This is a genomic window from Klebsiella michiganensis (assembly GCF_002925905.1).
In the GTDB taxonomy this organism is placed as follows: domain Bacteria; phylum Pseudomonadota; class Gammaproteobacteria; order Enterobacterales; family Enterobacteriaceae; genus Klebsiella; species Klebsiella michiganensis.
In genome coordinates this window covers 81643-106374 of sequence record NZ_PRDB01000004.1, presented here as the reverse complement: position 1 = coordinate 106374, position 24732 = coordinate 81643, and the positions used below count along the sequence as shown (strand labels likewise).

23 protein-coding genes and 1 riboswitch are annotated in these 24732 nt (G+C 55.0%); of the genes, 10 read left to right on the top strand and 13 right to left on the bottom strand.

Annotation, left to right across the window (positions count from 1 at the left end; translation table 11 throughout):
• Positions 1 to 12 precede the first annotated feature (12 nt).
• From glnE to glgS, 3 genes are all read left to right on the top strand, one after another.
• Complete coding sequence (glnE, locus tag CDA56_RS11345) at positions 13 to 2847, top strand: bifunctional [glutamate--ammonia ligase]-adenylyl-L-tyrosine phosphorylase/[glutamate--ammonia-ligase] adenylyltransferase (RefSeq protein ID WP_102803255.1); 2835 nt, start codon at positions 13 to 15, stop codon at positions 2845 to 2847.
• Between the two features lie 58 nt (positions 2848 to 2905).
• A complete protein-coding gene (hldE, locus tag CDA56_RS11340) occupies positions 2906 to 4339 on the top strand; it encodes a bifunctional D-glycero-beta-D-manno-heptose-7-phosphate kinase/D-glycero-beta-D-manno-heptose 1-phosphate adenylyltransferase HldE (protein WP_102803254.1) in 1434 nt (477 codons plus the stop codon).
• A 273-nt stretch (positions 4340 to 4612) separates the two neighbouring features.
• Positions 4613 to 4822 carry a cell surface composition regulator GlgS gene (gene glgS / locus CDA56_RS11335; RefSeq protein WP_004854266.1) on the top strand — a complete coding sequence of 70 codons (210 nt, stop codon included), beginning with the start codon at positions 4613 to 4615 and terminating at the stop codon, positions 4820 to 4822.
• Positions 4823 to 4875: 53 nt separating this feature from the next.
• Here the strand turns inward: glgS and ubiK are convergent, their stop codons facing one another.
• On the bottom strand, positions 4876 to 5157 hold the full coding sequence (ubiK, locus tag CDA56_RS11330; protein WP_004854265.1) for a ubiquinone biosynthesis accessory factor UbiK: 282 nt from the start codon (positions 5155 to 5157) through the stop codon (positions 4876 to 4878).
• Positions 5158 to 5277: 120 nt separating this feature from the next.
• Positions 5278 to 5429, top strand: a riboswitch (FMN riboswitch).
• A gap of 106 nt (positions 5430 to 5535) precedes the next feature.
• Between ubiK and ribB the strand changes: the two genes are divergently transcribed.
• Positions 5536 to 6189, top strand: coding sequence for a 3,4-dihydroxy-2-butanone-4-phosphate synthase (gene ribB / locus CDA56_RS11325; protein WP_004854262.1), 654 nt, complete (start codon positions 5536 to 5538; stop codon positions 6187 to 6189).
• A gap of 85 nt (positions 6190 to 6274) precedes the next feature.
• Here the strand turns inward: ribB and CDA56_RS11320 are convergent, their stop codons facing one another.
• The 5 genes from CDA56_RS11320 to zupT all read right to left on the bottom strand — a co-directional run bounded on the left by CDA56_RS11320 (position 6275) and on the right by zupT (position 12486).
• Entirely contained in the window at positions 6275 to 7327 is a 1053-nt protein-coding gene (locus CDA56_RS11320) for a pilus assembly protein (RefSeq protein WP_025105915.1), read from the bottom strand.
• A gap of 2 nt (positions 7328 to 7329) precedes the next feature.
• Positions 7330 to 8067 (bottom strand): fimbrial biogenesis chaperone, encoded by a 738-nt coding sequence (locus CDA56_RS11315; RefSeq protein WP_032751302.1) that lies wholly within the window; start codon positions 8065 to 8067, stop codon positions 7330 to 7332.
• Between the two features lie 13 nt (positions 8068 to 8080).
• Positions 8081 to 10609, bottom strand: a complete 2529-nt coding sequence (locus CDA56_RS11310; protein ID WP_064375099.1) for a fimbria/pilus outer membrane usher protein — start codon at positions 10607 to 10609, stop codon at positions 8081 to 8083.
• An 88-nt stretch (positions 10610 to 10697) separates the two neighbouring features.
• Positions 10698 to 11270, bottom strand: coding sequence for a fimbrial-like protein (locus CDA56_RS11305; RefSeq protein WP_032751300.1), 573 nt, complete (start codon positions 11268 to 11270; stop codon positions 10698 to 10700).
• Between the two features lie 445 nt (positions 11271 to 11715).
• Entirely contained in the window at positions 11716 to 12486 is a 771-nt protein-coding gene (gene zupT / locus CDA56_RS11300) for a zinc transporter ZupT (RefSeq protein WP_025105919.1), read from the bottom strand.
• Positions 12487 to 12679: 193 nt separating this feature from the next.
• On the opposite strand from zupT, the gene ygiD reads away from it, so the two are divergent.
• Positions 12680 to 13471 (top strand): 4,5-DOPA-extradiol-dioxygenase, encoded by a 792-nt coding sequence (gene ygiD / locus CDA56_RS11295; protein ID WP_014226877.1) that lies wholly within the window; start codon positions 12680 to 12682, stop codon positions 13469 to 13471.
• Positions 13472 to 13517: 46 nt separating this feature from the next.
• Here the strand turns inward: ygiD and CDA56_RS11290 are convergent, their stop codons facing one another.
• The 3 genes from CDA56_RS11290 to tolC form a co-directional block, all read right to left on the bottom strand.
• Positions 13518 to 14678 (bottom strand): glutathionylspermidine synthase family protein, encoded by a 1161-nt coding sequence (locus tag CDA56_RS11290; RefSeq protein ID WP_025105920.1) that lies wholly within the window; start codon positions 14676 to 14678, stop codon positions 13518 to 13520.
• 5 nt (positions 14679 to 14683) lie between these two features.
• Entirely contained in the window at positions 14684 to 15352 is a 669-nt protein-coding gene (locus CDA56_RS11285) for a DUF1190 family protein (protein ID WP_004125303.1), read from the bottom strand.
• Positions 15353 to 15521: 169 nt separating this feature from the next.
• Positions 15522 to 16970 (bottom strand): outer membrane channel protein TolC, encoded by a 1449-nt coding sequence (tolC, locus tag CDA56_RS11280; protein WP_004854252.1) that lies wholly within the window; start codon positions 16968 to 16970, stop codon positions 15522 to 15524.
• A 195-nt stretch (positions 16971 to 17165) separates the two neighbouring features.
• Between tolC and nudF the strand changes: the two genes are divergently transcribed.
• The 5 genes from nudF to parE are packed head-to-tail and all read left to right on the top strand — an operon-like array spanning position 17166 to position 21570.
• Positions 17166 to 17798: an ADP-ribose diphosphatase gene (nudF, locus tag CDA56_RS11275; RefSeq protein WP_004854249.1), complete on the top strand. Its 633-nt coding sequence runs from the start codon at positions 17166 to 17168 to the stop codon at positions 17796 to 17798.
• Positions 17795 to 18217 carry a DUF1249 family protein gene (locus CDA56_RS11270; protein ID WP_004854247.1) on the top strand — a complete coding sequence of 141 codons (423 nt, stop codon included), beginning with the start codon at positions 17795 to 17797 and terminating at the stop codon, positions 18215 to 18217. Before nudF ends, CDA56_RS11270 begins: the two co-directional genes overlap by 4 nt.
• Positions 18218 to 18241: 24 nt before the next feature.
• Positions 18242 to 19069 carry a 3',5'-cyclic-AMP phosphodiesterase gene (gene cpdA, locus CDA56_RS11265; protein WP_004854245.1) on the top strand — a complete coding sequence of 276 codons (828 nt, stop codon included), beginning with the start codon at positions 18242 to 18244 and terminating at the stop codon, positions 19067 to 19069.
• Positions 19069 to 19644 (top strand): esterase YqiA, encoded by a 576-nt coding sequence (yqiA, locus tag CDA56_RS11260; protein ID WP_004854243.1) that lies wholly within the window; start codon positions 19069 to 19071, stop codon positions 19642 to 19644. The genes cpdA and yqiA overlap by 1 nt, the downstream gene beginning before the upstream one ends.
• Positions 19645 to 19674: 30 nt before the next feature.
• Positions 19675 to 21570 (top strand): DNA topoisomerase IV subunit B, encoded by a 1896-nt coding sequence (gene parE / locus CDA56_RS11255; protein ID WP_004854242.1) that lies wholly within the window; start codon positions 19675 to 19677, stop codon positions 21568 to 21570.
• Between the two features lie 41 nt (positions 21571 to 21611).
• On the opposite strand, the gene CDA56_RS11250 is transcribed toward parE, so the two are convergent.
• From CDA56_RS11250 to qseB, 4 genes are all read right to left on the bottom strand, one after another.
• A complete protein-coding gene (locus tag CDA56_RS11250) occupies positions 21612 to 21926 on the bottom strand; it encodes a putative quinol monooxygenase (RefSeq protein ID WP_004125281.1) in 315 nt (104 codons plus the stop codon).
• Between the two features lie 91 nt (positions 21927 to 22017).
• Positions 22018 to 22599: an NAD(P)H-dependent oxidoreductase gene (locus CDA56_RS11245; protein WP_014226872.1), complete on the bottom strand. Its 582-nt coding sequence runs from the start codon at positions 22597 to 22599 to the stop codon at positions 22018 to 22020.
• Positions 22600 to 22705: 106 nt separating this feature from the next.
• Positions 22706 to 24055, bottom strand: a complete 1350-nt coding sequence (qseC, locus tag CDA56_RS11240; protein WP_032720253.1) for a quorum sensing histidine kinase QseC — start codon at positions 24053 to 24055, stop codon at positions 22706 to 22708.
• Positions 24052 to 24711 (bottom strand): quorum sensing response regulator transcription factor QseB, encoded by a 660-nt coding sequence (gene qseB / locus CDA56_RS11235; RefSeq protein ID WP_014226870.1) that lies wholly within the window; start codon positions 24709 to 24711, stop codon positions 24052 to 24054. Before qseB ends, qseC begins: the two co-directional genes overlap by 4 nt.
• Positions 24712 to 24732: the final 21 nt, after the last annotated feature.

Here is a 24732-nt window from a genome sequence, read left to right as displayed (position 1 = left end):
GGAGCCCCTAAGATGCCGCTTTCTTCGCAATTACAGCAGCACTGGCAGACGGTCGCAGACCGGCTACCAGCGGATTTTCCCGTATCGACGTTGAGCGATCGGGCGCAATCGGTCATGGCCTTTAGCGATTTCGTCGAACAGAGTCTGATCGCGCAGCCGCAGTGGCTGGCAGAGCTTGAAAGTGCGCCCCCCGAGGCGCAGGAGTGGCATCACTATGCCGACTGGCTGCAGGTTCGCCTGGCCGAGGTCAATGATGAAGCCGCGCTGATGCGCGAGCTGCGCCAGTTTCGCCGTCGGATCATGGTGCGTATCGCCTGGGCCCAGGCGCTATCGCTGGTCAGCGAAGAGAGCAGCCTGCAGCAGCTAAGCGCGCTGGCGGAGACCTTAATCGTCGCCGCGCGCGACTGGCTATACGCCGCCTGCTGCCGTGAATGGGGCACTCCGTGTAATGCTGAAGGTACGCCGCAGCCGCTGCTGATCCTCGGGATGGGCAAGCTCGGCGGCGGCGAGCTGAATTTCTCCTCCGACATCGATCTGATTTTCGCCTGGCCGGAGCATGGCGCCACGCGCGGCGGCCGTCGCGAGCTGGACAACGCCCAGTTTTTTACCCGCCTCGGGCAGCGCCTGATTAAGGTGCTGGATCAGCCCACCCAGGATGGCTTTGTCTACCGCGTTGATATGCGCCTGCGCCCGTTTGGCGACAGCGGCCCGCTGGTGCTGAGCTTTGCCGCGCTGGAGGATTATTACCAGGAGCAGGGGCGCGACTGGGAGCGCTACGCGATGGTGAAAGCGCGAATCATGGGCGATAACGATGGCGTTTACGCCAGCGAGCTGCGCGCCATGCTGCGGCCGTTTGTCTTCCGCCGCTATATTGATTTCAGCGTGATTCAGTCTCTGCGTAACATGAAGGGAATGATCGCCCGTGAGGTGCGCCGTCGGGGACTGAAGGACAATATCAAGCTCGGCGCGGGCGGCATCCGCGAAGTGGAGTTTATCGTCCAGGTCTTCCAGCTGATTCGCGGCGGACGCGAACCGATGCTGCAACAGCGGGCTTTGCTGCCGACGCTGGCCGCCATCGAAGAGCTGCACCTGCTGCCGGAAGGGGATGCGCAGAGGCTGCGCGAAGCCTATCTGTTTTTGCGTCGCCTGGAAAACCTGCTGCAAAGCATCAACGACGAGCAGACGCAAACCCTGCCGCAGGATGAACTTAATCGCGCACGGCTGGCCTGGGGGATGGGGGCTGCCGACTGGGATACGCTCAGCGCGCGGCTGGCGGAGCAGATGGCCAACGTGCGGCGCGTGTTTAATGAATTGATCGGCGACGATGAAACCCAGTCGCCGGATGAACAGCTTGAAGAGTACTGGCGCGAACTGTGGCAGGACGCGCTGCAGGAGGATGATACCAGCCCGGCGCTGGCGCATCTCGCCGACAGCGATCGGCGCAGCGTGCTGGCGCTGATCGCCGATTTTCGTAAAGAGCTGGACCGGCGCACGATTGGCCCGCGCGGCCGTCAGGTACTCGACCAGCTCATGCCGCATCTGCTCAGCGAAATCTGCTCGCGCGCGGATGCCCCGGTGCCGCTGGCGCGCATTACGCCGCTGCTCACCGGGATTGTCACCCGCACAACCTATCTGGAGCTGCTGAGCGAATTCCCCGGCGCGCTAAAGCACCTGATTAGCCTGTGCGCGGCATCGCCGATGGTCGCCAGCCAGCTGGCTCGCCATCCGCTGCTGCTGGACGAGCTGCTGGACCCGAATACGCTTTATCAGCCAACGGCCACCGATGCCTATCGCGATGAACTGCGCCAGTATCTGCTGCGCGTACCGGAAGATGATGAAGAGCAGCAGCTGGAGGCGCTGCGCCAGTTTAAGCAGGCGCAACTGCTGCATATCGCCGCGGCCGATATCGCCGGAACCCTGCCGGTGATGAAAGTGAGCGATCACTTAACCTGGCTGGCGGAGGCGATGATTGACGCGGTGGTCCAGCAGGCCTGGCTGCAGATGGTGGCCCGCTACGGGCAGCCGACGCACCTGCACGATCGCCAGGGGCGCGGTTTTGCGGTGGTTGGCTACGGTAAGCTGGGGGGCTGGGAGCTGGGCTACAGTTCCGATCTCGATCTGGTGTTCCTCCACGATTGTCCGATGGAGGTGATGACCGACGGCGAGCGCGAAATCGACGGTCGTCAGTTTTATCTACGGCTGGCGCAGCGCATCATGCATCTTTTCAGCACTCGCACCTCGTCGGGCATTCTGTACGAAGTGGACGCTCGCTTACGTCCTTCTGGTGCGGCGGGCATGCTGGTGACCACCGCCGATGCCTTTGCTGATTATCAACAAAATGAGGCATGGACCTGGGAGCATCAGGCGCTGGTTCGCGCCCGCGTAGTGTATGGCGATCCTGAGCTACAGGCGCGCTTTGACGCCATTCGTCGGGATATTCTTACTACCCCGCGAGAAGGCGAAAAACTGCAGACCGAAGTGCGGGAAATGCGCGAAAAAATGCGCGCTCACCTGGGGAATAAGCATCACGATCGCTTTGATATTAAAGCCGATGCCGGGGGTATCACGGATATTGAATTTATTACCCAGTATCTGGTCCTACGCTATGCCAGTGATAAACCGAAGCTCACGCGCTGGTCCGATAACGTCCGTATTCTGGAACTGCTGGCGCAGAACGACATTATGGACGAGGCAGAGGCGAGGGCGTTAACTCACGCTTACACCACGCTGCGCGATGCGCTCCATCACCTGGCGCTGCAGGAGCAGCCGGGGAACGTGGCGCCAGAAGCGTTTAGCCAGGAGCGTGAACAGGTCAGCGCCAGCTGGCAGAAGTGGTTGATGGCTTAACTAAAAAACCGGGTGTGCTATTATCGCGCGCAAAGTTTGCGTCTCGCAGGAGAGAGGAATGAAAGTAACGCTGCCAGAGTTTGAACGTGCAGGAGTGTTGGTGGTTGGCGATGTGATGCTGGACCGCTACTGGTATGGTCCCACCAGCCGTATTTCGCCGGAAGCGCCGGTGCCGGTGGTGAAGGTGGAAAATATCGAAGAACGTCCTGGCGGCGCGGCAAACGTGGCGATGAACATTGCGTCGCTCGGCGCGACCTCTCGTCTGGTTGGCCTGACCGGGATTGACGATGCCGCCCGCGCGTTAAGCAAGGCGCTGGTGGACGTCAACGTGAAGTGCGACTTTGTGTCCGTCCCGACCCATCCGACGATTACCAAACTGCGCGTGCTGTCGCGCAACCAGCAACTGATTCGTCTCGATTTTGAAGAGGGTTTCTCCGGCGTCGATCCGCAGCCGATGCACGAGCGTATTCAGCAGGCGCTGAGCTCCATTGGCGCGCTGGTACTGTCTGATTACGCCAAAGGCGCGCTGACCAGCGTCCAGACCATGATTAAGCTGGCTCGCGACGCGGGCGTTCCGGTGCTTATCGACCCGAAGGGCACGGATTTTGAACGCTATCGCGGCGCCACCCTGCTGACGCCTAATCTCTCAGAGTTTGAGGCGGTCGCGGGTAAATGTAAGGATGAAGAAGAGATCGTTGAGCGTGGGATGAAAATCATCGCCGATTTTGACCTCTCGGCGCTGCTGGTGACCCGTTCCGAGCAGGGGATGACGCTGCTGCAGCCGGGGCGACCGCCGCTGCATATGCCCACTCAGGCCCAGGAAGTCTATGATGTTACCGGTGCGGGTGATACGGTCATCGGCGTGCTGGCGGCGACGCTGGCCTCCGGCAATACTCTGGAAGAGGCCTGCTACTTTGCCAACGCGGCGGCGGGCGTCGTGGTCGGTAAACTCGGTACCTCTACCGTTTCGCCTATCGAACTGGAGAACGCGGTGCGCGGGCGCTCCGAGACCGGTTTTGGCGTGATGAGCGAAGAAGAGCTGAAGCTGGCGGTTGCCGCGGCGCGCAAGCGCGGCGAGAAAGTGGTGATGACCAACGGCGTGTTCGACATTTTACACGCGGGCCATGTTTCCTACCTGGCTAACGCGCGCAAGCTGGGCGATCGGCTGATCGTTGCGGTGAACAGCGACGCGTCAACCCGGCGTCTGAAAGGCGACTCTCGCCCGGTCAACCCGCTGGATCAGCGGATGATCGTGCTGGGCGCGCTGGAAGCCGTCGATTGGGTGGTCTCTTTTGAAGAGGATACCCCGCAGCGGCTGATTGCCGGAATTCTGCCGGATCTGCTGGTAAAAGGCGGCGACTATAAGCCGGAACAGATCGCCGGTAGCGAAGAAGTCTGGGCAAACGGCGGCGAGGTGCTGGTGCTCAACTTTGAAGATGGCTGCTCGACGACCAACATCATCAAGAAGATCCAGAAAGATAACAAACAGTAATGTTTTCTCTTCGCACCGTAGCGGCGGTATGTCCGGAATTACCGCGCTAACCGAGGCGTAACCGGCGATAACGCTGCAAAACAGGACAAAAGAGGCCCGCGATCGCCTAATCGCGGGCCTCTTTTTATTTAATGACGGCATAAATGATTTGGCTCAACAAATCGCCATTTGAGGCGCATTTTTCGTACAAAAAAAGCTAAGGTAAGGATAAATACTGAAGTCAGTAAAAAGCATATGACCAATCAGAACACCAACGGCTGAAGGAGTATGCGTATGAAGAAAAACGATATGTATTTAATGAAGAATTTTGATTTTCTGGCCCAGAGCTTCGCCAGAATGAACGCACAAGGTCAGCCCGTCGATCTTCAGGCCATTGTTGGTAATATGGATGAAGCGCATCGCGAATGGTTTTGTCAACGCTATGAACTTTACTGCCGCCAGGCGAATAAAACCATGACGCCAGAAGCGGAGCTGGAGCACTAATCTACTTACCGCAGTACAGATACGACAACGGGCCTGACGGCCCGTTGCTTGTTTTACGGCTTCTCTTCGACGTCCGGCGCTGCCGGCGCGCTCGGCGAACGGTTTTCCAGATCGTTAAGACGCTGCTCCAGAAGCGCCAGCTTTTCACGCGTGCGCAACAGCACCTGCGTCTGCACGTCGAACTCTTCGCGGCTTACCAGGTCCAGGCGAGTTAACTGCGACTGGAGCACCTGACGGATTTTTTTCTCCACGTCTTCCCCCAGATCGCGGAGCCCCTTCGGCATTGATTCATGAACCTGACGGGCGATTTGTTCAATTTTTTTCGGGTCAATCATGGTGGTTTCCTGCTCTGGTCGGTTATCCGCTCATTGTAGTGCGATCGTCGGCGCCTATAAACCATAAATGTTTGAAGCTTATGCATTGCCGACGATAGTCAATAGCGTTATAGTTGCTTTGCTTATTCTCAGGGCGGGGCGAAATTCCCCACCGGCGGTAAATCAACCATAGCGTTGAAAGCCCGCGAGCGCTTTCTGCGAATGCAGAAAGGTCAGCAGATCCGGTGTAATTCCGGGGCCGACGGTTAGAGTCCGGATGGGAGAGAGTAACGGCTCAGCCGGGTTTGTACCCGCTTGCGTTGACTTTTGCCGCTAAACCGGCGCTCCTAAGACTGCCCTGATTCTGGTAACCATACAATTAATGAGGTTTTTTTTACCATGAATCAGACGCTACTTTCCTCTTTTGGTACCGCTTTTGAACGTGTAGAACGTGCTCTGGATGCACTGCGCGAAGGCCGCGGTGTGATGGTGCTTGACGATGAAGACCGTGAAAACGAAGGCGATATGATTTTCGCCGCTGAAACCATGACCGTTGAGCAGATGGCGCTGACCATTCGCCATGGCAGCGGCATTGTCTGCCTGTGCCTGACGGAAGATCGCCGTAAACAGCTCGACCTGCCAATGATGGTTGAGAACAACACCAGCGCCTACGGTACCGGTTTTACCGTGACCATCGAAGCCGCTGAAGGCGTGACCACCGGCGTTTCCGCCGCTGACCGCGTGACCACCGTGCGCGCGGCAATTGCCGATGGCGCGAAGCCGTCCGACCTGAACCGCCCTGGACACGTTTTCCCGCTGCGCGCGCAGCCTGGCGGGGTTCTGACCCGAGGCGGCCATACTGAAGCAACCATCGATCTGGTCACGCTGGCTGGCCTCAAACCGGCGGGCGTACTGTGTGAACTGACCAACGACGACGGCTCTATGGCGCGTGCGCCGCAGTGCATCGAGTTTGCTCAGCAGCACAATATGGAAGTGGTCACGATTGAAGATTTAGTGGCCTACCGTCGCGAACACGAGCGTAAAGCCAGCTGATTGCAGTCGTTGCGCTAAAAGTTGCGCTAAAAAATGAGAAAGCCGGGATATCCCGGCTTTATTGTTGAATAGCTCCAAAAGAAAGCTACTGATAGTTAATCTTTATAATCACATCTTTGCTAAAAGGGCCATCCTTGACTGAGACGGAGGGATTTTGGGTCAGCTCAGCAATATAGTTATGCGTGACGGTTGATGGTCGTCCCGGAATATAGGTAGCGAATGGCATATATTGGTTGAATATAACGTTAGTACTAGCCGTGCTATCATAGATATTCAATAGAAAGCCATTATTCATATCCAAATGAGTAATATCGTATAGGGTATCATTAGTATAGAAGCTGGTCGTGATATCGAATTGTTCAGTACAGCCTGCCGCCTGATCCCGGATGGTGGAGAGGCTGAACGTTTTTTTCAGCGCTGGCATGTCGGTTTTATAAGCATGAATGACGCCAAAATCCACTGTCTGACTTTCAGGGAAAAGCTTAACGGAAGCTGTACAGGTCAAAAACCGCACGTTATCTAATCCAGTAATATAATAACGTAAATTTTTGGCATCACTGAGCAGGTTTGCTCCCCCTTCGCCATCAAATTGCAGTACATTAATGTCACCAAAATTATAGACTGTTGAGCTATCGGGAGGAATCGCTTTAACTTTAATATACAGGCGGAAGCGGGCGTTAAAGGATACATTTTTTTGCAGTACCGAACCATTACATACCGGGTCATGATAGATATTTGGCAGCGGTTTCTGATCTATTCTATCCAGACAGGCGCCTGTCTTGATGCCTTGATTAATGCCTTCGTAATCGACACCATCGTATGTTACGCCAAAAGTAAAATAAGGATTATTGAGTACCTCACTGCTATTAAACGCCGAGAGTTTTATCCAGGCATAAAGCTCTTCCGTTGGGGCAGCGCGACTCCAGTGGGAGGCTTTATCGCAGTACACGGTAATATTAATGTCGGAACTTTCCCAAATTTTCTTGCCAGGCGTAATGTCGTTAGGAATGGTAAAGGAAGGAAGTGTAGCAATGTAAGAAAGCGCTCCTCCTTCGTTATTTTGATAGCAATTTACTGCCCATGATGGCACAGAAAACAGGCTGATTAATAACGTTAAAAAACTTAGTAGTCTTTTCATTATTATCCCTTTTTCACCGGTTCAGACTGACAGACCACTTGTACAGAATTACAGCTGACTTTAAACATATTCAGGCCGCCGTAATCGCCAATAAAGCCTACCTGGAAATTAGCCGGCAGGTCTTTAATCTCCTGCGACGCCAGGCCAAACGGTTCAGCCATCATGCTGGATGTTTTTGGCAGCAGCGTTTTGCCATTCGTGCCAATATAACCCACGGTGATAAAGTAGGGGGAGTTGTTCTTTAACGTTAACCCGCTGGCCGTTCGGCTAATATCGAATTTACCGGTCAGATTCACCTGCCCGTTCTTCACTTCGACTGCCTTTGGTCGCCAGAAAATTTTAATGCGGCTCTGCATGGCAATTTGCATGACGTTTTTCTGTTCCGAGCGCGGCGGAATTTCGCGCACGTTGAAATAAAACAGCGATTCCCTGTCTGCCGGAAGCTGCGTCAACGTTGGCTGAGGAATCAGGCGAACCTGTACTTGCTCACCCGCCTCGAGGCGCACCATTGGCGGAACAGCAGTAATATAGTTTCGGGATTTTTTATTATCCTTATCCTCAATCCATGATTGGGCAAGGAAAGGGGCCGTTGTGCTCTGGTTGGTCAAGCGCACGGAGACGCTCTTATCCGACTGGTTAAGAATAATGCGGGTTCTGTCGGGCGACACGGCGGCATTTACCGCAAAGCTGGTACTCAACAGACAGAATAGTCCTTTCGCAAATGTCTTAATTTTCATCATCATTCATCCTGAATTAATGTGCGGGCTTACACGGTAAAATAATGGCCTGACCATCGAGATTGCTATGGTTAGGCGGTGTCAAATCACACACGTTGTCGTTCCATTTTAGCGTCAGGATGCTGTTTTCCTGTATTCCGCTCAGGTATACAAAGCCGTCATCAGCGACTAAACCTATATCGCGACCTGTTGCTTTGTCGGTTACGGTCACGCCCAGCGGTGGATAGCGTCCGTCTTCCAGGCGGATGACGCCGATGATCTGATAGCCTTTGGTCGCGCTCAGGGGCATATAGCCAATAGCGCCTTCGGTCAGCGTGGTGCGGATTACCGAGTTGGTTACATCCACGCCATCCGGCAGGTTGTTGTTGTTCACCATCACCATCGCCGTTGTGTAGTTACCCACTGACGGAACCACGGAAATACCAAACATATTGGTCATACTACGATGATTGTTTACCTCAACACCGGCTATTCCATCCGCATCCACCATGACGCGAGAACTGTTGCCAGAGTTGTAATCATGTAATGCCGCACCGTAACGGGTTGCCGTGAACGAGCCGTTCCAGCCAGCGCTGAGCGAGCGATAGCTGCTTGGCTTCACGCTACCGTTTACATTCAACCGGCCATAGGGTGAATAGTGCTGATAGTATCCGCGCATGGCCGCTTCGCCATCGCCAAACTCTTTATCTGTGCCTGAAACGGACATATTCCACGGGTTATTACGATCTGAACCATCGTACCAGGTTGCCGTTTGCGTCGTTGCGTCGTCGCCATAGCGCTGCAGGCTGTACATAATATTGCGATTATTTTCCAGCGGCAGGGTGAGTGAAAAGTAATATTGATTCTCTTCATCATCATTCCAGCGCACGCGGCTCATCGCCAATGAAGCTGAAATATTTTTAAACGCACCAATATCAAAGCTCCGGCTCAGAGAAAACGAGTAGTTCGTATTGGTTTCACTGTTCCAGTAGGTATTACGTGTGACACTCAGATAGGTATTTAGCTCCAGCGGCGCAACGAACTGATTAAAGGAGAGCACATAGCTCTCTTTCTCATTGGAGCTGGAGTCGGAGCCATCGCGCGAGCTGATATATTCGCTCATCGTGACGTACTCTTTATCTGAGAACCGGTAACCCGCGAAGGTTACCTGACTGTTTGTTTCTTCAAAACGTTTGGCATAGTTAGCGCGATAGCTGAAGCCGCGCTGTTTACCTTGATCGTCATTACGTAGATTAGCCTCGGCGCGGGTAATATCAAGGGAGAATGAGCCAAAACGGTTAAGGTTAAAGCCAACCCCACCGGTTGCCGCCTGATAGTCATCGGCGGTGACGATAGCGCCGCCGTAGAGAGAAACATCACTCAACCAGCCCCAGGAAGCCTCCCCGGTCCAGAAAAGGGGGTTATTCACATCATTGTGGGTCGTTGATGTGGGTTTACCCACTGAACTTTTATAACGTACCTGCCCTTTACGCGTCAGGTAAGGGATAGAGGCGGAACCAACCTGGAACGTACTTTTGCGTCCGTCTTCTTCCTCGATCGTTACATCCAGCTGCCCCTGCAAGGTTGTGCCCAGATCGGCGATGGTGAATGGCCCGGGGGAGACGGTCGTTTGATAGAGCGTGCGGCTGTTTTGCGTAACGGTGACTTTAGCGTTGGTCTGCGCGATGCCGCTTATTTGCGGCGCATAGCCGCGTAAATCCGGCGGCAGCATTTGTTCATCACTTTCCAGAGAGGCGCCGGTAAAGTGAAAAGTATCGTAGAGGCCTGAGCTCAGGTCGTACTGGCCCATCGTGAATTTTGACGCCAGGGACGGAATCGGGCGGAATAAATAGGTACGCGGCAGGCTGCTGCTGGTACCCGTTGATTTGCGCTCAGTAAACGATTGATCGTACTGATAATCGCTACGTAAGCGCCATGCACCGAGGTTGAAACCCAGTGTGCCATATGAGTTGACGCTCTGGTTGCTGTCGCCGTGGCTCGGCGTGTACTGGCTGGCGTAAAGGTTATAATCAAGCATAAGCCCCGCGATACCGTCGTCCCAGTACTCCGGCGGCGTCCAGTTTTTAGCCTGATATTTCATCCATGCCTGGGGTACGGTTAACGTCAGTACCATGTTCGCTTTATCCAGACGAATAATCAGCTCTGGCTGATGGCTGAGATCGAGACAGCCTTTTTGATTCCACATTTGTAGCGGTTCAATAAACGCATCGGCAAAGCCGAACTCTGCCAGGCGCTCTTTAGTGAGGCAAAGCTGAGATCCGCTTTCGTTATCAGCTTTTATCCACTCCAGGTGATAGGCTTTTGGTAAGGTATTTTTGTTGATCTGTACGCGTGCTACATAGGTGCCGACAGGAATATAGCCTTTTTTTTCAAATTGCGAGAGATCGATGTTTTTCCTGTCCTCAGCATCAATCATATCGGTATTGAATTCTATTGCATAAAGCGGCATTGATAGTGATGCGGTAAAACATACTGAGCAAAGGGTATGCTTTATTAAAAGGAATAACTTTCCTGGCATTAAACCGCTATGAATAATAGTGCGCATAAAATCCGTTTCTTTTAATAAAATAGACCAGGAAAGCCGGTGAATCCATCACCGGCTTGAATCGATAAAAATTAAGCGAAAGCGATAATTATTTATAAGCCAGGACGTAGTTTGCCTGAGCGTAAACATCACCCTCGGTTGCATTTTTACCTTTAGATTCCATGCGGGCGTGGAAGTCCAGGTTCTGAGTCGGGTTGGTATCGGTAAACACTACCGGCACTGCGGATCCCAGGGTTACGGTGTTGTAACCTGCGTCCATAATACGTACGCCAACGCCGGTAGCGCCGCCGTAGTTGCTTTCTTTGGTATTTACCATCAGGCTGGCGTCATTGCTGTCGACGTTGGCAGAAGTGAAGGTCACGTTCACTTTATCCGTTGTCGTTTTCACGCCTTTATCATCCGTTGTGCTCAGAATACAGTCGCGCAGTTTGATAGAGAAATCTGCAGGCTGAGAGTACTGGCCGCCGTTCAGTACGCTATCGGCAACCTGGCCGAGATCGACATCAATCTGAGAGCTTTCCGGTGTCACAGAGCAAGGGGCGGTAATAACGGTACCGGAGAAGGTGACAATACCGTGGCCCTGATCTTCAGCGCTGGCATTAAAAGCAGTCGCAGAAAAAACAGCGGTAGTGACAACAGCGAGCAGCGTTTTTTTAAACATGGAATATAGTCCTTTATAGATGATCAATATTAAATATGAGGTTTACGACAACTGGTATGGGATTGGGTTTGCTTGAATTAATATTAATTCAACGCGTAAAAACTATCATGCTGCTCACTGTTACGCATGTTAATTGTAATTAAAGGTAACTCGCAGTTTTCCTTAATGTATGCATTTTAGTGCGCTTTTTTTAGGATATTTCGCAATGTAATATCTCTTTTGACGGTGGCTTTACCTGTATTGATTGTTGATGTGAATAAATTTCGTTTGATACCCGCAGAATTAACGTCAAATTAATGCCAAAGCAATGAGGGCGAATGCTGTGAAAAGGCTATTTACGCATGGTCTTAATTGACTAAAGGTTAAATTTAATACCTGTTCTCAATTCATCATTAATGATGAATTCATGTAATGAATTGACAAGTGAAATAATGGGGGCATTGACTCAGCCAATGCCCACCGTTTGCAAAACCACCAGGCTTAATCCCATCACTGACATCCCGCACAGCACGCCATAGCTCGGGTTGCTTTGTGGATCGAGCTCTTTCGCCAGCGGCATAAGCTCATCAACCGACAGCGCAATCATGATACCGGCAACCGCGGCCATAACGGCGCCCATCATCACCGGGGATATCGCGCTGCCCAGCACCAGCCAGGCCAGCACGCCGCCGAAGATTTCCGCCATGCCGGAAAGACCCGCCCAGAACACCGCTTTACTTCTGGAGCCCGTGGCGGCATATACCGGTCCGGCTACCGCCAGTCCTTCCGGGATGTTGTGTAGTGCAACGGCTAACGCGACCCCCATGCCCAGCTCGAGATTATTGCTGGCCGTCACGAAGGTCGCAATGCCCTCGGGGAAGTTATGCAGGCTGATGCCTAAGGTCAGCAAAATCGCCGTACGGCGCAGGTTGCGCGGGCGGGAAATGCCGGGAGACATCAGATCCTGCGGGTGGGCGTGAGGCAGCATGCGGTCAAGCGCAAAGTAGCCCAGAAGGCCGATAATAAACATGCCGTAGCCGAGCAGGGGGGACATGCCTTCGGTAGCCAGCGCGGCGGGCAGCATCTCCATCAACGAAATCAACAGCATGATCCCGGCGGCGAATCCCAGTGAGAATCCCAGTAAGCGATTCGAGGGTTTCTGCCCGATAACGCCGAAAATGGCGCCAATAAAGGTAGCGCTCCCTGCCAGCAGGGTCAAAATGACGGGTGAGGACAACATTCACCTCCTTATGAAAATGATTCTTATTAAGAGTATCGTGATCCATTGACGATCGCGAGCGCGCGGATTCACTCTTTACCGCCGCTTACATTCAAATTTTCTGACGATCATCATCATGCTTATCTGAGTTTATCCTCCATAGAAAGAGCGTAATGTAAATACATCAACTTTCTTAATAAAGGATATCACTATGTCCCGTACCCGCATGCCCGCGCTGTTTTTAGGTCACGGTAGCCCGATGAACGTGCTGGAAGATAACATCTATACTCGCGCCTGGCGGCATCTGGGCGAGACGCTGGCGCGGCCTAAAGCCATTGTGGTGATCTCCGCGCACTGGTTCACTCGCGGTACAGGAGTGACCGCGATGGAGGCGCCGAAAACGATTCATGATTTTGGCGGTTTCCCTCAGGCGCTCTACGATACGCATTATCCGGCGCCGGGTTCGCCTGAGCTGGCCCAGCGTCTGGTCGAGCTGCTGGCGCCGGTGCCGGTGACGCTGGATAAAGAAGCCTGGGGCTTTGACCATGGTTCCTGGGGCGTGTTGATTAAAATGTATCCCGATGCCGATATTCCGATGGTACAGCTGAGTATTGATAGTACGAAGCCCGCGGCATGGCATTTCGAAATGGGGCGTAAGCTGGCTCAGCTGCGCGATGAGGGCATTATGCTGGTGGCAAGCGGCAACGTGGTGCATAACCTGCGTACCGCACGCTGGCACGGCGAAAATACACCTTATCCCTGGGCGGCGTCATTTAATGACTACGTGAAGGCGAACCTGGACTGGAAAGGTCCCGTAGCGGAACATCCGCTGGTGAATTACCTGGCGCATGAAGGCGGATCGTTATCGAACCCGACGGCCGATCACTTTCTGCCGCTGTTGTATGTGCTGGGCGCCTGGGACGGTGAAGAGCCGATTACGATTCCGGTTGAAGGAATGGAAATGGGCTCCCTGAGCATGCTGTCGGTGGTCATTGGCGCCTGAAAATAGATAAAACCCCGGCAGTAAACAATGCCGCCGGGGTTTGCTGTTACTCGACGAAAATGTGCGGATAAAAGCGCGACAGATCCTGAGTGATCAGCGCCCGGTCTTCGCGAATGCCAATTCCGGCAGGCTGGTCGTTAATCAGCCAGCTGCCGATGAGCGTGTAGCTGTCGCCAAACTTCGGCAACGGATAGAACGCCTGGACGATGGTGCCCTCTTCACCGTACGGCCCTTCTACCGCCTCCAGCACTTTGCCATTCTCCACGATAGAGACGTTAGCGCCTTCGCGGGAGAAGATCGGTTTGATAACGTACTTCTCCAGCTCCGGATGCGCATCTTCGCTGAAATAAGCGGCCAGCAGGTTCGGATGGTTGGGGAACATCTCCCACAGCAGCGGCAGCAGCGCTTTGTTGGAGATAATGCTCTTCCACGCCGGCTCCAGCCAGCGCACGCCTGCATCTTCCAGCTTGGTGGAGAACACCTCGCGCAGCATGTACTCCCATGGATAGAGCTTGAACAGATTACCAATCACCTGATCCTGCAGGTCGGTAAACTGGCCTTTTTCGCCGAGACCAATATCTTCGATGTAGAGGAACTCGGTCGCCACGCCCGCTTCTGCGGCGCAGTCCTGTAAATATTGCACGGTACCGCGGTCTTCAACGGTATCGCGACAGCAGGCCATATGCAGCAGCTGGAAGCCGAACTGCTCGCGCAGCTCGCCAAAGCGATCGATCAGCTTCTCCTGCAGGCTGTTGAACTGATCGCTGCCTGCCGGCAGCTGACCGGCGTTCAGCTGATCTTCCATCCAGATCCACTGGAAGAATGCCGCTTCATAGAGAGACGTCGGCGTATCGGCGTTGTTCTCCAGCAGCTTCGGCTCACCCACGCCGTCCCACGCGAGATCGAGACGCGAATACAGCGAGGGCTGATGGGTTTTCCACGACTGGCGTACGAAGCCCCAGGTGTGTTTGGGGATGCGAAATTTGGCCATTAACTCATCGCTGGCGATGACTTTTTCCACCGCCTGCAGACACATCTGATGCAGCTCTGCGGTGACCTCTTCAAGCTTTTCAACCTGCGCCAGCGTCAGTTTGTAATAGGCTTCTTCGCTCCAGTACGGCTCGCCGTACATGGTGTGAAAGTTAAAGCCATATTCTGTCGCCTTTTCGCGCCAGTCCGGGCGCTCGGTAATGCTGATTCTTTCCATGTCGCTTAGCCGCCCATCGAGCGTGAAGAAGAGGAGCTTGCTGAGCTACGCTGCATGGTTGATTGCTTAGCGACCGAGTCGCCAAACCCGCCGCGCGTTACGGTGCTGGTGGTGGCTGGTTTTGGCGCCATCGCAGTTTTCGGCACGGTCATGGTACGGCCCGGCTGCGCTGCTCCGTAGCTCTTACCGCCCGCGTCGGTGTATTTACCATAGGCCGGGCTGGCCGGGTTTTTTGAGCTGAACAGCGGCTGCTGAGCGCCCATTCCGCCGCCCATCATCCGGCCCATCATGTAGCCAGCCATCAGCGGCATCCAGAAGCTGCCGCTGCTTTGCGCCTGGGCCTGGTTTTCCGGAGCCATGCCTGCCTGAGCCGGCGCCTGCTGGCACTGACCTTCACCGAATTCGGCGACGCAATCTTCACGAGAGGCGTATTTTGGCGCGGTACGTTCTGCTTCTTTGAGTGCGTTGTTGTAAGCGGTGGTGCACTCTGCGGATTTGCTCGGGTTAGCGGCAGAGCAGTCATCGGCGTTTTGATACAGAGAAACCGTTTCATCGCTTTGTTCACAGCCGGCGAGCATAAATACCGCCGTCACGGCGAGCGCAACGGGAGTTAAATGACGAGCGCTCCAGCTTTTGCGGAAGGAGGCGTGTTTAATATTTTTTGTCCGTTTCATGTTTGTCTTCCTGGACCCAGTGGTATGCGTTTTGTTAACGCTCAGGATAGAGGATGAGTGGTGGAAAATGAAGCGAATAGGGGCGGAAAGCGGGGGATCTTTACGTTGCCTTACGTTTAACGCTTCGCTTACCCGCGGGGTAAGCGAAGCGTGGAGTGCGCAAGCTTAATTACTGGCGGAACGGATTGCTGCCGCTGGTGCTGCGTGCGGACGCCGGTTTTGCCGCGGCGGTGTTGCTGTAGCCGTCAGCGCTGGCATCCTGCTGCGGATTTTCCGGCGCGACGCTGTCAGGCGAGGTCGGAATCGCTTTACCCAGCGTGTTGTTCAGCGCAACCAGGTCCTGCTCGTTCAGCGTACCGAGCGCGGACTTGATGTTCAGCTCGTTAATCAGGTAGTTATAACGCGCGTTGGACAGCTGCTGTTTTGCGTTATACAGCGTGGTGGTCGCGTCCAGGACATCGACGATGGTACGCGTACCCACTGAATAACCGGCTTCCATGGCATCCAGTGAACTTTGGGCAGACACCACGGCCTGTTTGTAGGCATTGATGCTGCTGATGGACGCGTTCACGTTGTTAAAAGAGGAACGAACGGTCTGCACCACGCTACGATGCGCGCTTTCCAGCTGCTCGCTGGCGCCGACAAAGTTGTACTGCGCCTGTTTAACCTGGGAGTTCACCATCCCGCCCTGATACAGCGGCAGGGAGAAGTTCAGGCCGATTTGGTTCTGCCCGATATCTCTGTCCTGCGTGGTGTTTTTAGAACCACTGTAGCTGTTATTAGATACGCTACTGGACGCGTTTAAATTCAGGGTCGGCAGATGCCCATCCTGCGCCTGGCGAATTTGCTCGCGCGCCAGGTCCTGGCTGAGTCGGGCCTGCAGCAGCGACAGGTTGCGGTTTTCCGCTTCTTTCAACAGCGCGTTCACCGCCGATGGTTTAGTGGTTTTAAAACCATCAACGTTCAGCGAGGCCAGCTCCGGATAGTAGTTGCCGGTCACCTGACGCAGCCCTTCTACGGCGTTATCGAGGTCGTTGCGCGCGGTGACTTCATTCGCCAGCACGGCATCGTACTGCGAACGGGCGTTCTGTACGTCAGTAATCGCCACCAGGCCAACGTTAAAGCGCTGGGTGGTCTGATCTAACTGGCGGTAAATAGCCTGTTTCTGCGCTTCGGTATAGGAGAGCGTATCGATCGCGGCCAGCACTTTAAAATAGGCCGTCGCGGTGTTCAGAATCAGCGTTTGCTGATCCGTCTGATAGGTGACGTCCTGAATGCCGGCGTTCTTTTCCTGCAGCGTCAGCGCACGCCATTTCGACATATCAAACAGAACCTGCGTGAGCTGCAGCGACCCGCTGGTGACGTCGGAATTCTGGTCTTTAGCATCACGGAAGCCGCTGGTATAGGTATAATCTGCACCCAGACCGAGCTGTGGCAATAACGGGCTACGCGCTTCGTTGATCTTCTCGAATGCGGCATCACGATCGGCTGCTGATTTACGCAGATCAGGGTTGCTGACACGCGCCTGCTGATAAACCTGCAGCAGGTTTTCAGCCTGGCTCATGGCGCTGAAGCCAGTCAGGCCCAGGCCGATAAGGATGGGAAAGAGTTTCTTCATTTGCATTCCTTGTTGTGAAGCATTTAGCGCTACTCAAATTCTAAAAATAATCACTGATTGTATAGAGTCTGTTACCGTAAAAAGTTGGCGTTATGTGCCATGGGGCGGTAATTTGCACCAATCTAGCATACGAGCCGTAAAACGGTAGCCACACCGCCTATAAATTCATAACTTCATGTTCTACAGGATATCGAAATGAGCGACGTCAATCAGCAGGGGATTACCTTCTCTAAAAACGATGTAGAAATTATTGCACGCGAAACGCTTTATCGCGGTTTTTTTTCGCTCGATTTATATCGTTTTCGCCATCGCCTGTTCAACGGTGGGATGAGCGGCGAAGTGACCCGCGAAATTTTTGAGCGCGGCCACGCCGCAGTCTTGCTACCCTTTGACCCGGTACGCGATGAAGTTGTGCTCGTCGAGCAGATCCGTATTGCGGCGTATGATACCAGCGCGAGCCCGTGGCTGCTCGAAATGGTCGCCGGTATGATAGAAGAAGGCGAGTCTCCTGAAGATGTCGCCCGTCGTGAAGCGGTGGAAGAGGCCGGGCTTATTGTTGGCCGGGTTAAACCGGTCCTCAGCTACCTGGCCAGCCCCGGCGGCACCAGCGAAAGGCTGTCTATTATGGTGGGTGAAGTCGATGCAACGACGGCAAAAGGAATTCATGGACTGGCCGACGAAAACGAGGATATTCGCGTTCATGTGGTGAGCCGGGAACAGGCTTACAGATGGGTGGAAGAGGGGAAAATCGACAACGCAGCCTCTGTCATCGCGCTGCAATGGCTGCAACTGCATTATCACAATTTACGAAACGAGTGGACAAAATGAAGCGTTATACGCCTGACTTTCCTGAAATGATGCGCCTGTGTGAAACCAACTTTGCCCAGCTGCGCCGCCTGTTGCCGCGAACGGATGCAGCGGGAGAAAAGGTGAGTTACCAGGTGGGCAACGCGCAATACCGATTAACCATCGTCGAATCGACCCGCTACACTACGTTAGTGGCGATTGAACAGACGGCGCCGTCGGTGAGCTACTGGAGTCTGCCGTCAATGACGGTACGGCTCTATCACGATGCAATGGTCGCTGAAGTGTGTTCAAGTCAGCAGATCTTTCGCTTTAAAGCGCGGTATGATTATCCTAATAAAAAGTTGCATCAACGCGACGAAAAGCATCAAATTAATCAGTTTCTGGCCGATTGGCTGCGATACTGTTTTGCACATGGAGCGATGGCGATTCCGGTTTGTTAGCGTCGTGAAACCTAAGGACACCATTTGGAAAGCCTGTTAAACCTACCTTTGGCTGGTGAGGCCAGAGTCAGGATATTACAAATTACCGATACTCACCTGTTTGCTGAAAAACATGAAACGCTGTTAGGTATCAATACCTGGGAAAGCTATCAGGCCGTACTGGATGCGATCCACGCCTCACAGCGAGAGTGCGACCTGATCGTTGCTACAGGCGATTTGGCGCAAGATCACTCTGCCGCGGCCTACCAGCATTTTGCTGAAGGCATCGCGAGTTTTACTGCACCCTGCGTCTGGCTACCGGGTAATCATGATTTTCAACCGGCAATGTACAGCACGCTGCAGGAATCCGGCATCTCTCCCGCTAAACGCGTATTGCTGGGCGACCACTGGCAAGTATTGCTGATGGATAGCCAGGTGTTCGGCGTGCCGCACGGCGAGCTGAGCGATTTCCAGCTGGAATGGCTTGAGCAGAAGCTGACCGAAGTTCCGCAGCGGTATACGCTGCTGCTGTTGCACCATCATCCCATGCCGTCAGGCTGTAGCTGGCTGGATCAGCATAGCCTGCGCAATGCCGGGGCGCTTGATTGCGCGCTGGCCGCTTTTCCTCGCGTTAAGCATCTGCTCTGCGGCCATATTCACCAGGAGCTGGACCTTGACTGGAACGGACGGCGCATGATGGCCACGCCATCCACCTGCGTGCAGTTTAAACCGCACTGCGCGAACTTCACGCTCGATACCGTCTCCCCAGGCTGGCGCTGGCTGGAACTGCATCCTGACGGCACATTGACCACTGAAGTTTGCCGCCTCGAAGGCGTGAAATTTCACCCGGATATCGCTTCAGAAGGATACTGATGTCTACGCTTCTCTATCTGCATGGTTTTAACAGCTCGCCTCGGTCGGCAAAAGCGACTGCGCTGAAAGCGTGGCTGGCGCAGACCTATCCTGACATCTCGATGGTGATACCGGAGCTCCCGGTTTATCCCGCGCAGGCGGCTGAGCATCTGGAGTCTATCGTGCTGGAGCATGGCGGTGAACCGCTGGGCGTTGTCGGGTCGTCGCTGGGGGGATATTACGCGACCTGGCTATCGCAGTGCTTTATGCTGCCCGCCGTGGTAGTGAACCCCGCGGTGCGCCCGTTTGAGCTGTTGAACAATTTCCTTGGCCCCAATGAGAATCCATACACGGGGCAGCAATATGTGCTAGAGTCTCGCCATATTTACGATCTCAAGGTCATGCAAATTGACCCGCTGGAAGCGCCGGATTTAATCTGGTTATTGCAGCAAACGGGTGATGAAGTGCTTGATTACCGCCAGGCCGTGGATTATTTCGCCTCCTGCCGACAAACGGTAGAGGAGGGCGGTAATCACGCATTTGTTGGCTTTGAAGATCATTTCACTCAGATTATCGATTTTCTGGGCCTGCGCTGAGCGGTTCGGAACGACCTACGAATACACACCATGACGCAATCTTCATATAACGCTGATGCCATTGAGGTACTCACCGGGCTAGAGCCGGTTCGCCGCCGTCCGGGAATGTACACTGATACCACACGTCCAAACCATCTTGGTCAGGAAGTTATTGATAACAGCGTGGATGAGGCCCTGGCCGGTCACGCGAAACGCGTGGAGGTGATTCTCCACGCCGATCAGTCGCTGGAAGTCATCGACGATGGACGCGGAATGCCGGTGGATATCCACCCTGAAGAGGGGGTTCCGGCAGTTGAACTGATTCTTTGCCGCCTGCACGCCGGGGGGAAGTTCTCCAATAAGAACTACCAGTTCTCCGGCGGCCTGCACGGCGTAGGGATTTCGGTGGTCAACGCCTTATCGAAACGCGTTGAGGTGAACGTGCGCCGCGACGGCCAGGTCTACAGCATCGCGTTTGAAAACGGCGATAAAGTAGAAGATCTCCACGTGACCGGTACCTGCGGTAAGCGCAATACCGGTACCAGCGTGCACTTCTGGCCGGACGAAAGCTTTTTCGATAGCCCGCGTTTTTCCGTCTCGCGCCTTTCTCATTTATTAAAGGCCAAGGCCGTTCTCTGCCCGGGCGTAGAGATTGTTTTCCGCGATCTGGTTAACGACAGCGAACAGCGCTGGTGCTACGCCGATGGTCTGACCGACTATCTTAGCGAAGCGGTTAACGGCCTGCCGCTGCTGCCGGAAAAACCGTTCGTCGGCACCTTCTCCGGCGATACCGAAGCGGTTGACTGGGCGCTGCTGTGGCTGCCGGAAGGCGGTGAACTGCTGACCGAAAGCTACGTCAACCTGATCCCGACGATGCAGGGCGGTACCCACGTTAACGGCCTGCGCCAGGGGCTGCTGGACGCCATGCGCGAGTTCTGCGAATACCGCAATATTCTGCCGCGCGGCGTGAAGCTGTCGGCGGAAGATATCTGGGAGCGCTGCGCCTACGTCCTGTCCGTGAAGATGCAGGACCCGCAGTTTGCCGGGCAAACGAAAGAGCGCCTCTCTTCACGTCAGTGCGCCGCGTTTGTTTCAGGGGTGGTCAAAGACGCCTTCAGCCTGTGGCTGAACCAGAACGTTCAGTCGGCAGAGCTGCTGGCGGAAATGGCGATTTCCAGCGCCCAGCGTCGCCTGCGCGCGGCGAAGAAAGTGGTGCGTAAAAAGCTGACCAGCGGTCCGGCGCTGCCCGGTAAGCTGGCGGACTGTACCGCCCAGGATTTGAACCGAACCGAACTGTTCCTTGTGGAAGGGGATTCGGCGGGCGGATCGGCCAAGCAGGCGCGCGATCGCGAGTATCAGGCGATCATGCCGCTGAAAGGTAAAATCCTGAACACCTGGGAAGTCTCTTCCGATGAGGTGCTGGCTTCCCAGGAAGTGCATGATATTTCCGTCGCCATCGGTATCGATCCGGATAGCGACGACCTGAGCCAGCTGCGCTACGGCAAGATTTGTATTCTGGCGGATGCCGACTCCGACGGCCTGCACATCGCGACGCTGCTGTGCGCGCTGTTTGTCAGGCACTTCCGCACGCTGGTTAAGCAGGGTCACGTCTACGTGGCGCTGCCGCCCCTGTACCGTATCGACCTCGGCAAAGAGGTGTATTACGCGCTTACAGAAGAAGAGAAAACCGGCGTGCTGGAGCAGCTTAAGCGCAAGAAAGGCAAGCCGAACGTGCAGCGCTTTAAAGGGCTGGGTGAGATGAACCCGATGCAGCTGCGCGAGACCACGCTGGATCCGAATACCCGCCGTCTGGTACAGCTGATTATCAACGATGAAGACGAGCAGCAGACGACCGCCATGATGGATATGCTGTTAGCGAAGAAGCGTTCTGAAGATCGGCGTAACTGGCTGCAGGAGAAGGGCGATCTGGCGGAGCTGGACGGATAATAAAAAATCGGCCGGGAAACCGGCCGATGTCGTTTGCTTGCTTAAATACCCGCTTCAAGAATACGAATATTCATTTCCAGTACGTCGCCTTTCACGGCTTCGCCGTAGGCTTTCATGTGCGGCGTCTGCAGGTGCGCTTCAAGATGCGCGACGCTTTCCCACTGCTCGACCATCACGATGGAATCCGGTGAAGTAGTCTGAAAACTGACGCCAGCGGCGTGATCCACCAGCGGCGCATAGCCGTGGCAGCCTTCTTCCTGGAGAACGGTCGGGGTAATTTTTGCGAACTGATCCAGCACCGCCTGACGATGGTGTTGGCCCGGACGAGTGCGAATTTCAGCGATCACTGTCAACATGGTTAACTCAACTCCTTCTGTATATTCTCATCATACTTCAAGCCGCCGCTAAAATGAGCCGCGCTTGTCGTCTTTTCATAACTCACTACAGTTAACCAAAAATTTCCGCCAGATGCTTGCGATATTCTGCCGTATAACGCGGAACATCGGGCATTTTGATCACATCGTTGGCGATGAAGGTGGGCAGGGCGCTCATCCCAAGGAACTGGTTGGCCTTATGGAATGGCAGGTACACCCCGTCGACGCCAACGCCGTGGAAGAACTGATCTTTCTCGGTGAACGCTTCCATCGGCGCGTTCCAGGTCAGGGACAGCATATATTTTTTCCCCTGAATCAGGCCGCCGGAACCATATTTCTTACTGGCGTCGGAGCGGGTGCGGCCATCGCTGGCATACAGCGCGCCGTGACCTTCGGTAAAGACATCATCAATGTACTTTTTCACCGTCCACGGTGCGCCCATCCACCAGCCCGGCATCTGCCAGATAACCACGTCTGCCCAGAGAAAATTCTGCACTTCTTCTTTGATGTCGTAGTCGCTCTCGGCGCGGACGACCTTAACATCATGCCCGGCGTCGCGCAGATAACCATCCGCGACCTCGGTCAGGGTGTCGTTCAGCTGGCCGTTAGAGTGGGCGAATTTTTTCGCACCGTTAATAATCAGGATGTTGCTCATTTTTTATCCTCAACTTTTCAATTTTGAGGCTAATTTTACCCCGCAGGGCAAAGCGGTAAAATGAGCAAAATGTGCAAAGTCTTTTGCTTTTTTAGCAATAATGCCGCTACCAGCGAATGCGCGCCTCGAATCCGCCGTCCCGGGCGTTGTCGAAGCTGGCCGTCATCCCGTGCAGCGCGGCGATGCGTTTGACGATGGAGAGCCCAAGGCCGCTGCCGGGTTGTTCCTGGCCGGGAGGGCGATAAAAGCGCTCGCCGATGCGCGTCAGGGCCTCGGCGCTGATGCCCGGGCCGTTATCGCGTACGCGAAATTCACCCGCATCAAGGATGATGTCGACCTGGCGTCCGGCGGCGCTATAGCGCACGGCGTTATCCAGAAGATTGCGCACCAGCAGGCTCAGCAGCAGCGGCTGGCCGGTGCGCGTGATGTTTTTCGCGTTCAGGTGCAGGCGTAGCTCAACGCCGGCCTGCTGCGCGGGGTGGTACATCTCCATGACCGCCGACTGCAGCAGTTCATCAAGGGCGATAGTCTGGAGATCGTCCAGCTGCGCCAGCGAATCCAGACGCGACAGGGTGAGCAGCTGGTCGACCAGGCGAGTGGCGCGATCGATCCCCTGGTGAAGCTGCGCCAGCGCTTTATCCAGCCCTTGCGGATCGTCCGTTGAGAGCTGAGCCACTTCGGTCTGCACCTTCAGCGCCGCCAGCGGGCTGCGCAGCTCGTGGGCGGCATCGGACGTGAAGCGACGCTCGCGGATCATGGTGTCATGCGTCCGGGTAAAGAGCTGATTTAGCGCGTCGACCAGCGGGCGAACTTCGCTGGGCACGTTCTCGCTATTTAGCGTTTCGGCGGAGTCCGGCGCCCGGGCGCGCAGCGTGGTGGCCAGCTTTTTCAGCGGCGCCAGCTCCCGGCTCAACAGCACGATGAGCAGCAAAAACATCAGCGGCAGCGCAACCAGCCAGGGAGTAAGCTGGGAGGTGACAATATCCAGCGCCATCTCGCGGCGGTAATCCCACTCCTGACCGACGGCGATACGATGGCGACCGTCGCGGGTGGTAAGCCACAGGAAGCGCCACTCGTCATCGTCGCCGCGCAGGTAGCCATCGCTGAACCCCTCCCGATGGTTACCCCACTGGATATCCTGGCCATTTTCGCCATCGTTAAGCACCATTTTGCCATCGGCGGTAAAGATAGCGAAAGCCAGCGCATCGTCATCGAGATGGCCATGTTTGACCTTTTTCTGCTCCCGTACCTGCGGAGCGAGGGTATGGAGTTCGTCAACATTCATCGCGCTCAGGCGGCGGGCGAACAGCAGCTGCTGGGTATCGAACAGTTTATCCAGTTTGTCGGCGGTTTGTTGCCAGGCCACAAGGCTGGCAATGCCCCAGGCGGCGCTGGTCAGCAGCAGAAAAAGCAGCGTCAGGCGGACGCGCAGGCTCAGTCTACCCAGTCGTTTCATGCATCCCCCAGGGTATAGCCGATGCCGTGCACGGTGCGAATGAAGCCGCTGCCAAGCTTACGGCGCAGATGATGGACGTGCACTTCTACCGCGTTACTGGAGACATCGTCATCCCAGCTATAGAGCTTTTCCTCAATCAGCTTACGCGGCAGCACGCGTCCGGCGTTGCGCATCAGGAGTTCCAGCAGAGCAAACTCCTTTGGCTTGAGCGGCAGGCTCTCGCCGTTTAGCGTGGTCGTGAGTCGGCCTGGATCGAGAACAACATTGCCGTGCCGCAGCTCGCTGCTGCTGTGGCCGTGGGCGCGACGCATCAGCGCTTCCAGACGCGCGGCGACTTCAACCAGCGCGAAAGGTTTGCAGAGGTAGTCATCGGCGCCGAGACGTAACCCTTCAACGCGCTGGCTGAGCGCGTCGCGGGCGGTGAGGATCAGTACCGGTTCGTGGCGGCCTTTGTCGCGCCATTCGCGCAGAATATCCAGCCCATCGATGCCGGGCAGGGTCAGGTCCAGAATAATGGCGTCGTAAGGGGCGTGGTACAGCGCGGCTTTGCCCTCTTCGCCGCGGGTAAACCAGTCGACGCTGAAGCCCAGCTTGGTCAGTCCGGTTTTAAGGCCGTCGCCGATCAGTTTGTCGTCTTCCACCAGTAAAATGCGCATTTTCTGCTCCTGTGTCCCTCG

Excerpts from the sequence above, each read along its gene's own strand:
- glnE (WP_102803255.1), top strand. The coding sequence starts at position 13 with ATGCCGCTTTCTTCGCAATTACAGCAGCACTGGCAGACGGTCGCAGAC.
- hldE (WP_102803254.1), top strand. The coding sequence starts at position 2,906 with ATGAAAGTAACGCTGCCAGAGTTTGAACGTGCAGGAGTGTTGGTGGTT.
- glgS (WP_004854266.1), top strand. The coding sequence starts at position 4,613 with ATGAAGAAAAACGATATGTATTTAATGAAGAATTTTGATTTTCTGGCC.
- ubiK (WP_004854265.1), bottom strand. The coding sequence starts at position 5,157 with ATGATTGACCCGAAAAAAATTGAACAAATCGCCCGTCAGGTTCATGAA.
- ribB (WP_004854262.1), top strand. The coding sequence starts at position 5,536 with ATGAATCAGACGCTACTTTCCTCTTTTGGTACCGCTTTTGAACGTGTA.
- CDA56_RS11320 (WP_025105915.1), bottom strand. The coding sequence starts at position 7,327 with ATGAAAAGACTACTAAGTTTTTTAACGTTATTAATCAGCCTGTTTTCT.
- CDA56_RS11315 (WP_032751302.1), bottom strand. The coding sequence starts at position 8,067 with ATGATGAAAATTAAGACATTTGCGAAAGGACTATTCTGTCTGTTGAGT.
- CDA56_RS11310 (WP_064375099.1), bottom strand. The coding sequence starts at position 10,609 with ATGCGCACTATTATTCATAGCGGTTTAATGCCAGGAAAGTTATTCCTT.
- CDA56_RS11305 (WP_032751300.1), bottom strand. The coding sequence starts at position 11,270 with ATGTTTAAAAAAACGCTGCTCGCTGTTGTCACTACCGCTGTTTTTTCT.
- ygiD (WP_014226877.1), top strand. The coding sequence starts at position 12,680 with ATGTCCCGTACCCGCATGCCCGCGCTGTTTTTAGGTCACGGTAGCCCG.
- CDA56_RS11290 (WP_025105920.1), bottom strand. The coding sequence starts at position 14,678 with ATGGAAAGAATCAGCATTACCGAGCGCCCGGACTGGCGCGAAAAGGCG.
- CDA56_RS11285 (WP_004125303.1), bottom strand. The coding sequence starts at position 15,352 with ATGAAACGGACAAAAAATATTAAACACGCCTCCTTCCGCAAAAGCTGG.
- tolC (WP_004854252.1), bottom strand. The coding sequence starts at position 16,970 with ATGAAGAAACTCTTTCCCATCCTTATCGGCCTGGGCCTGACTGGCTTC.
- nudF (WP_004854249.1), top strand. The coding sequence starts at position 17,166 with ATGAGCGACGTCAATCAGCAGGGGATTACCTTCTCTAAAAACGATGTA.
- CDA56_RS11270 (WP_004854247.1), top strand. The coding sequence starts at position 17,795 with ATGAAGCGTTATACGCCTGACTTTCCTGAAATGATGCGCCTGTGTGAA.
- yqiA (WP_004854243.1), top strand. The coding sequence starts at position 19,069 with ATGTCTACGCTTCTCTATCTGCATGGTTTTAACAGCTCGCCTCGGTCG.
- parE (WP_004854242.1), top strand. The coding sequence starts at position 19,675 with ATGACGCAATCTTCATATAACGCTGATGCCATTGAGGTACTCACCGGG.
- CDA56_RS11250 (WP_004125281.1), bottom strand. The coding sequence starts at position 21,926 with ATGTTGACAGTGATCGCTGAAATTCGCACTCGTCCGGGCCAACACCAT.
- CDA56_RS11245 (WP_014226872.1), bottom strand. The coding sequence starts at position 22,599 with ATGAGCAACATCCTGATTATTAACGGTGCGAAAAAATTCGCCCACTCT.
- qseC (WP_032720253.1), bottom strand. The coding sequence starts at position 24,055 with ATGAAACGACTGGGTAGACTGAGCCTGCGCGTCCGCCTGACGCTGCTT.
- qseB (WP_014226870.1), bottom strand. The coding sequence starts at position 24,711 with ATGCGCATTTTACTGGTGGAAGACGACAAACTGATCGGCGACGGCCTT.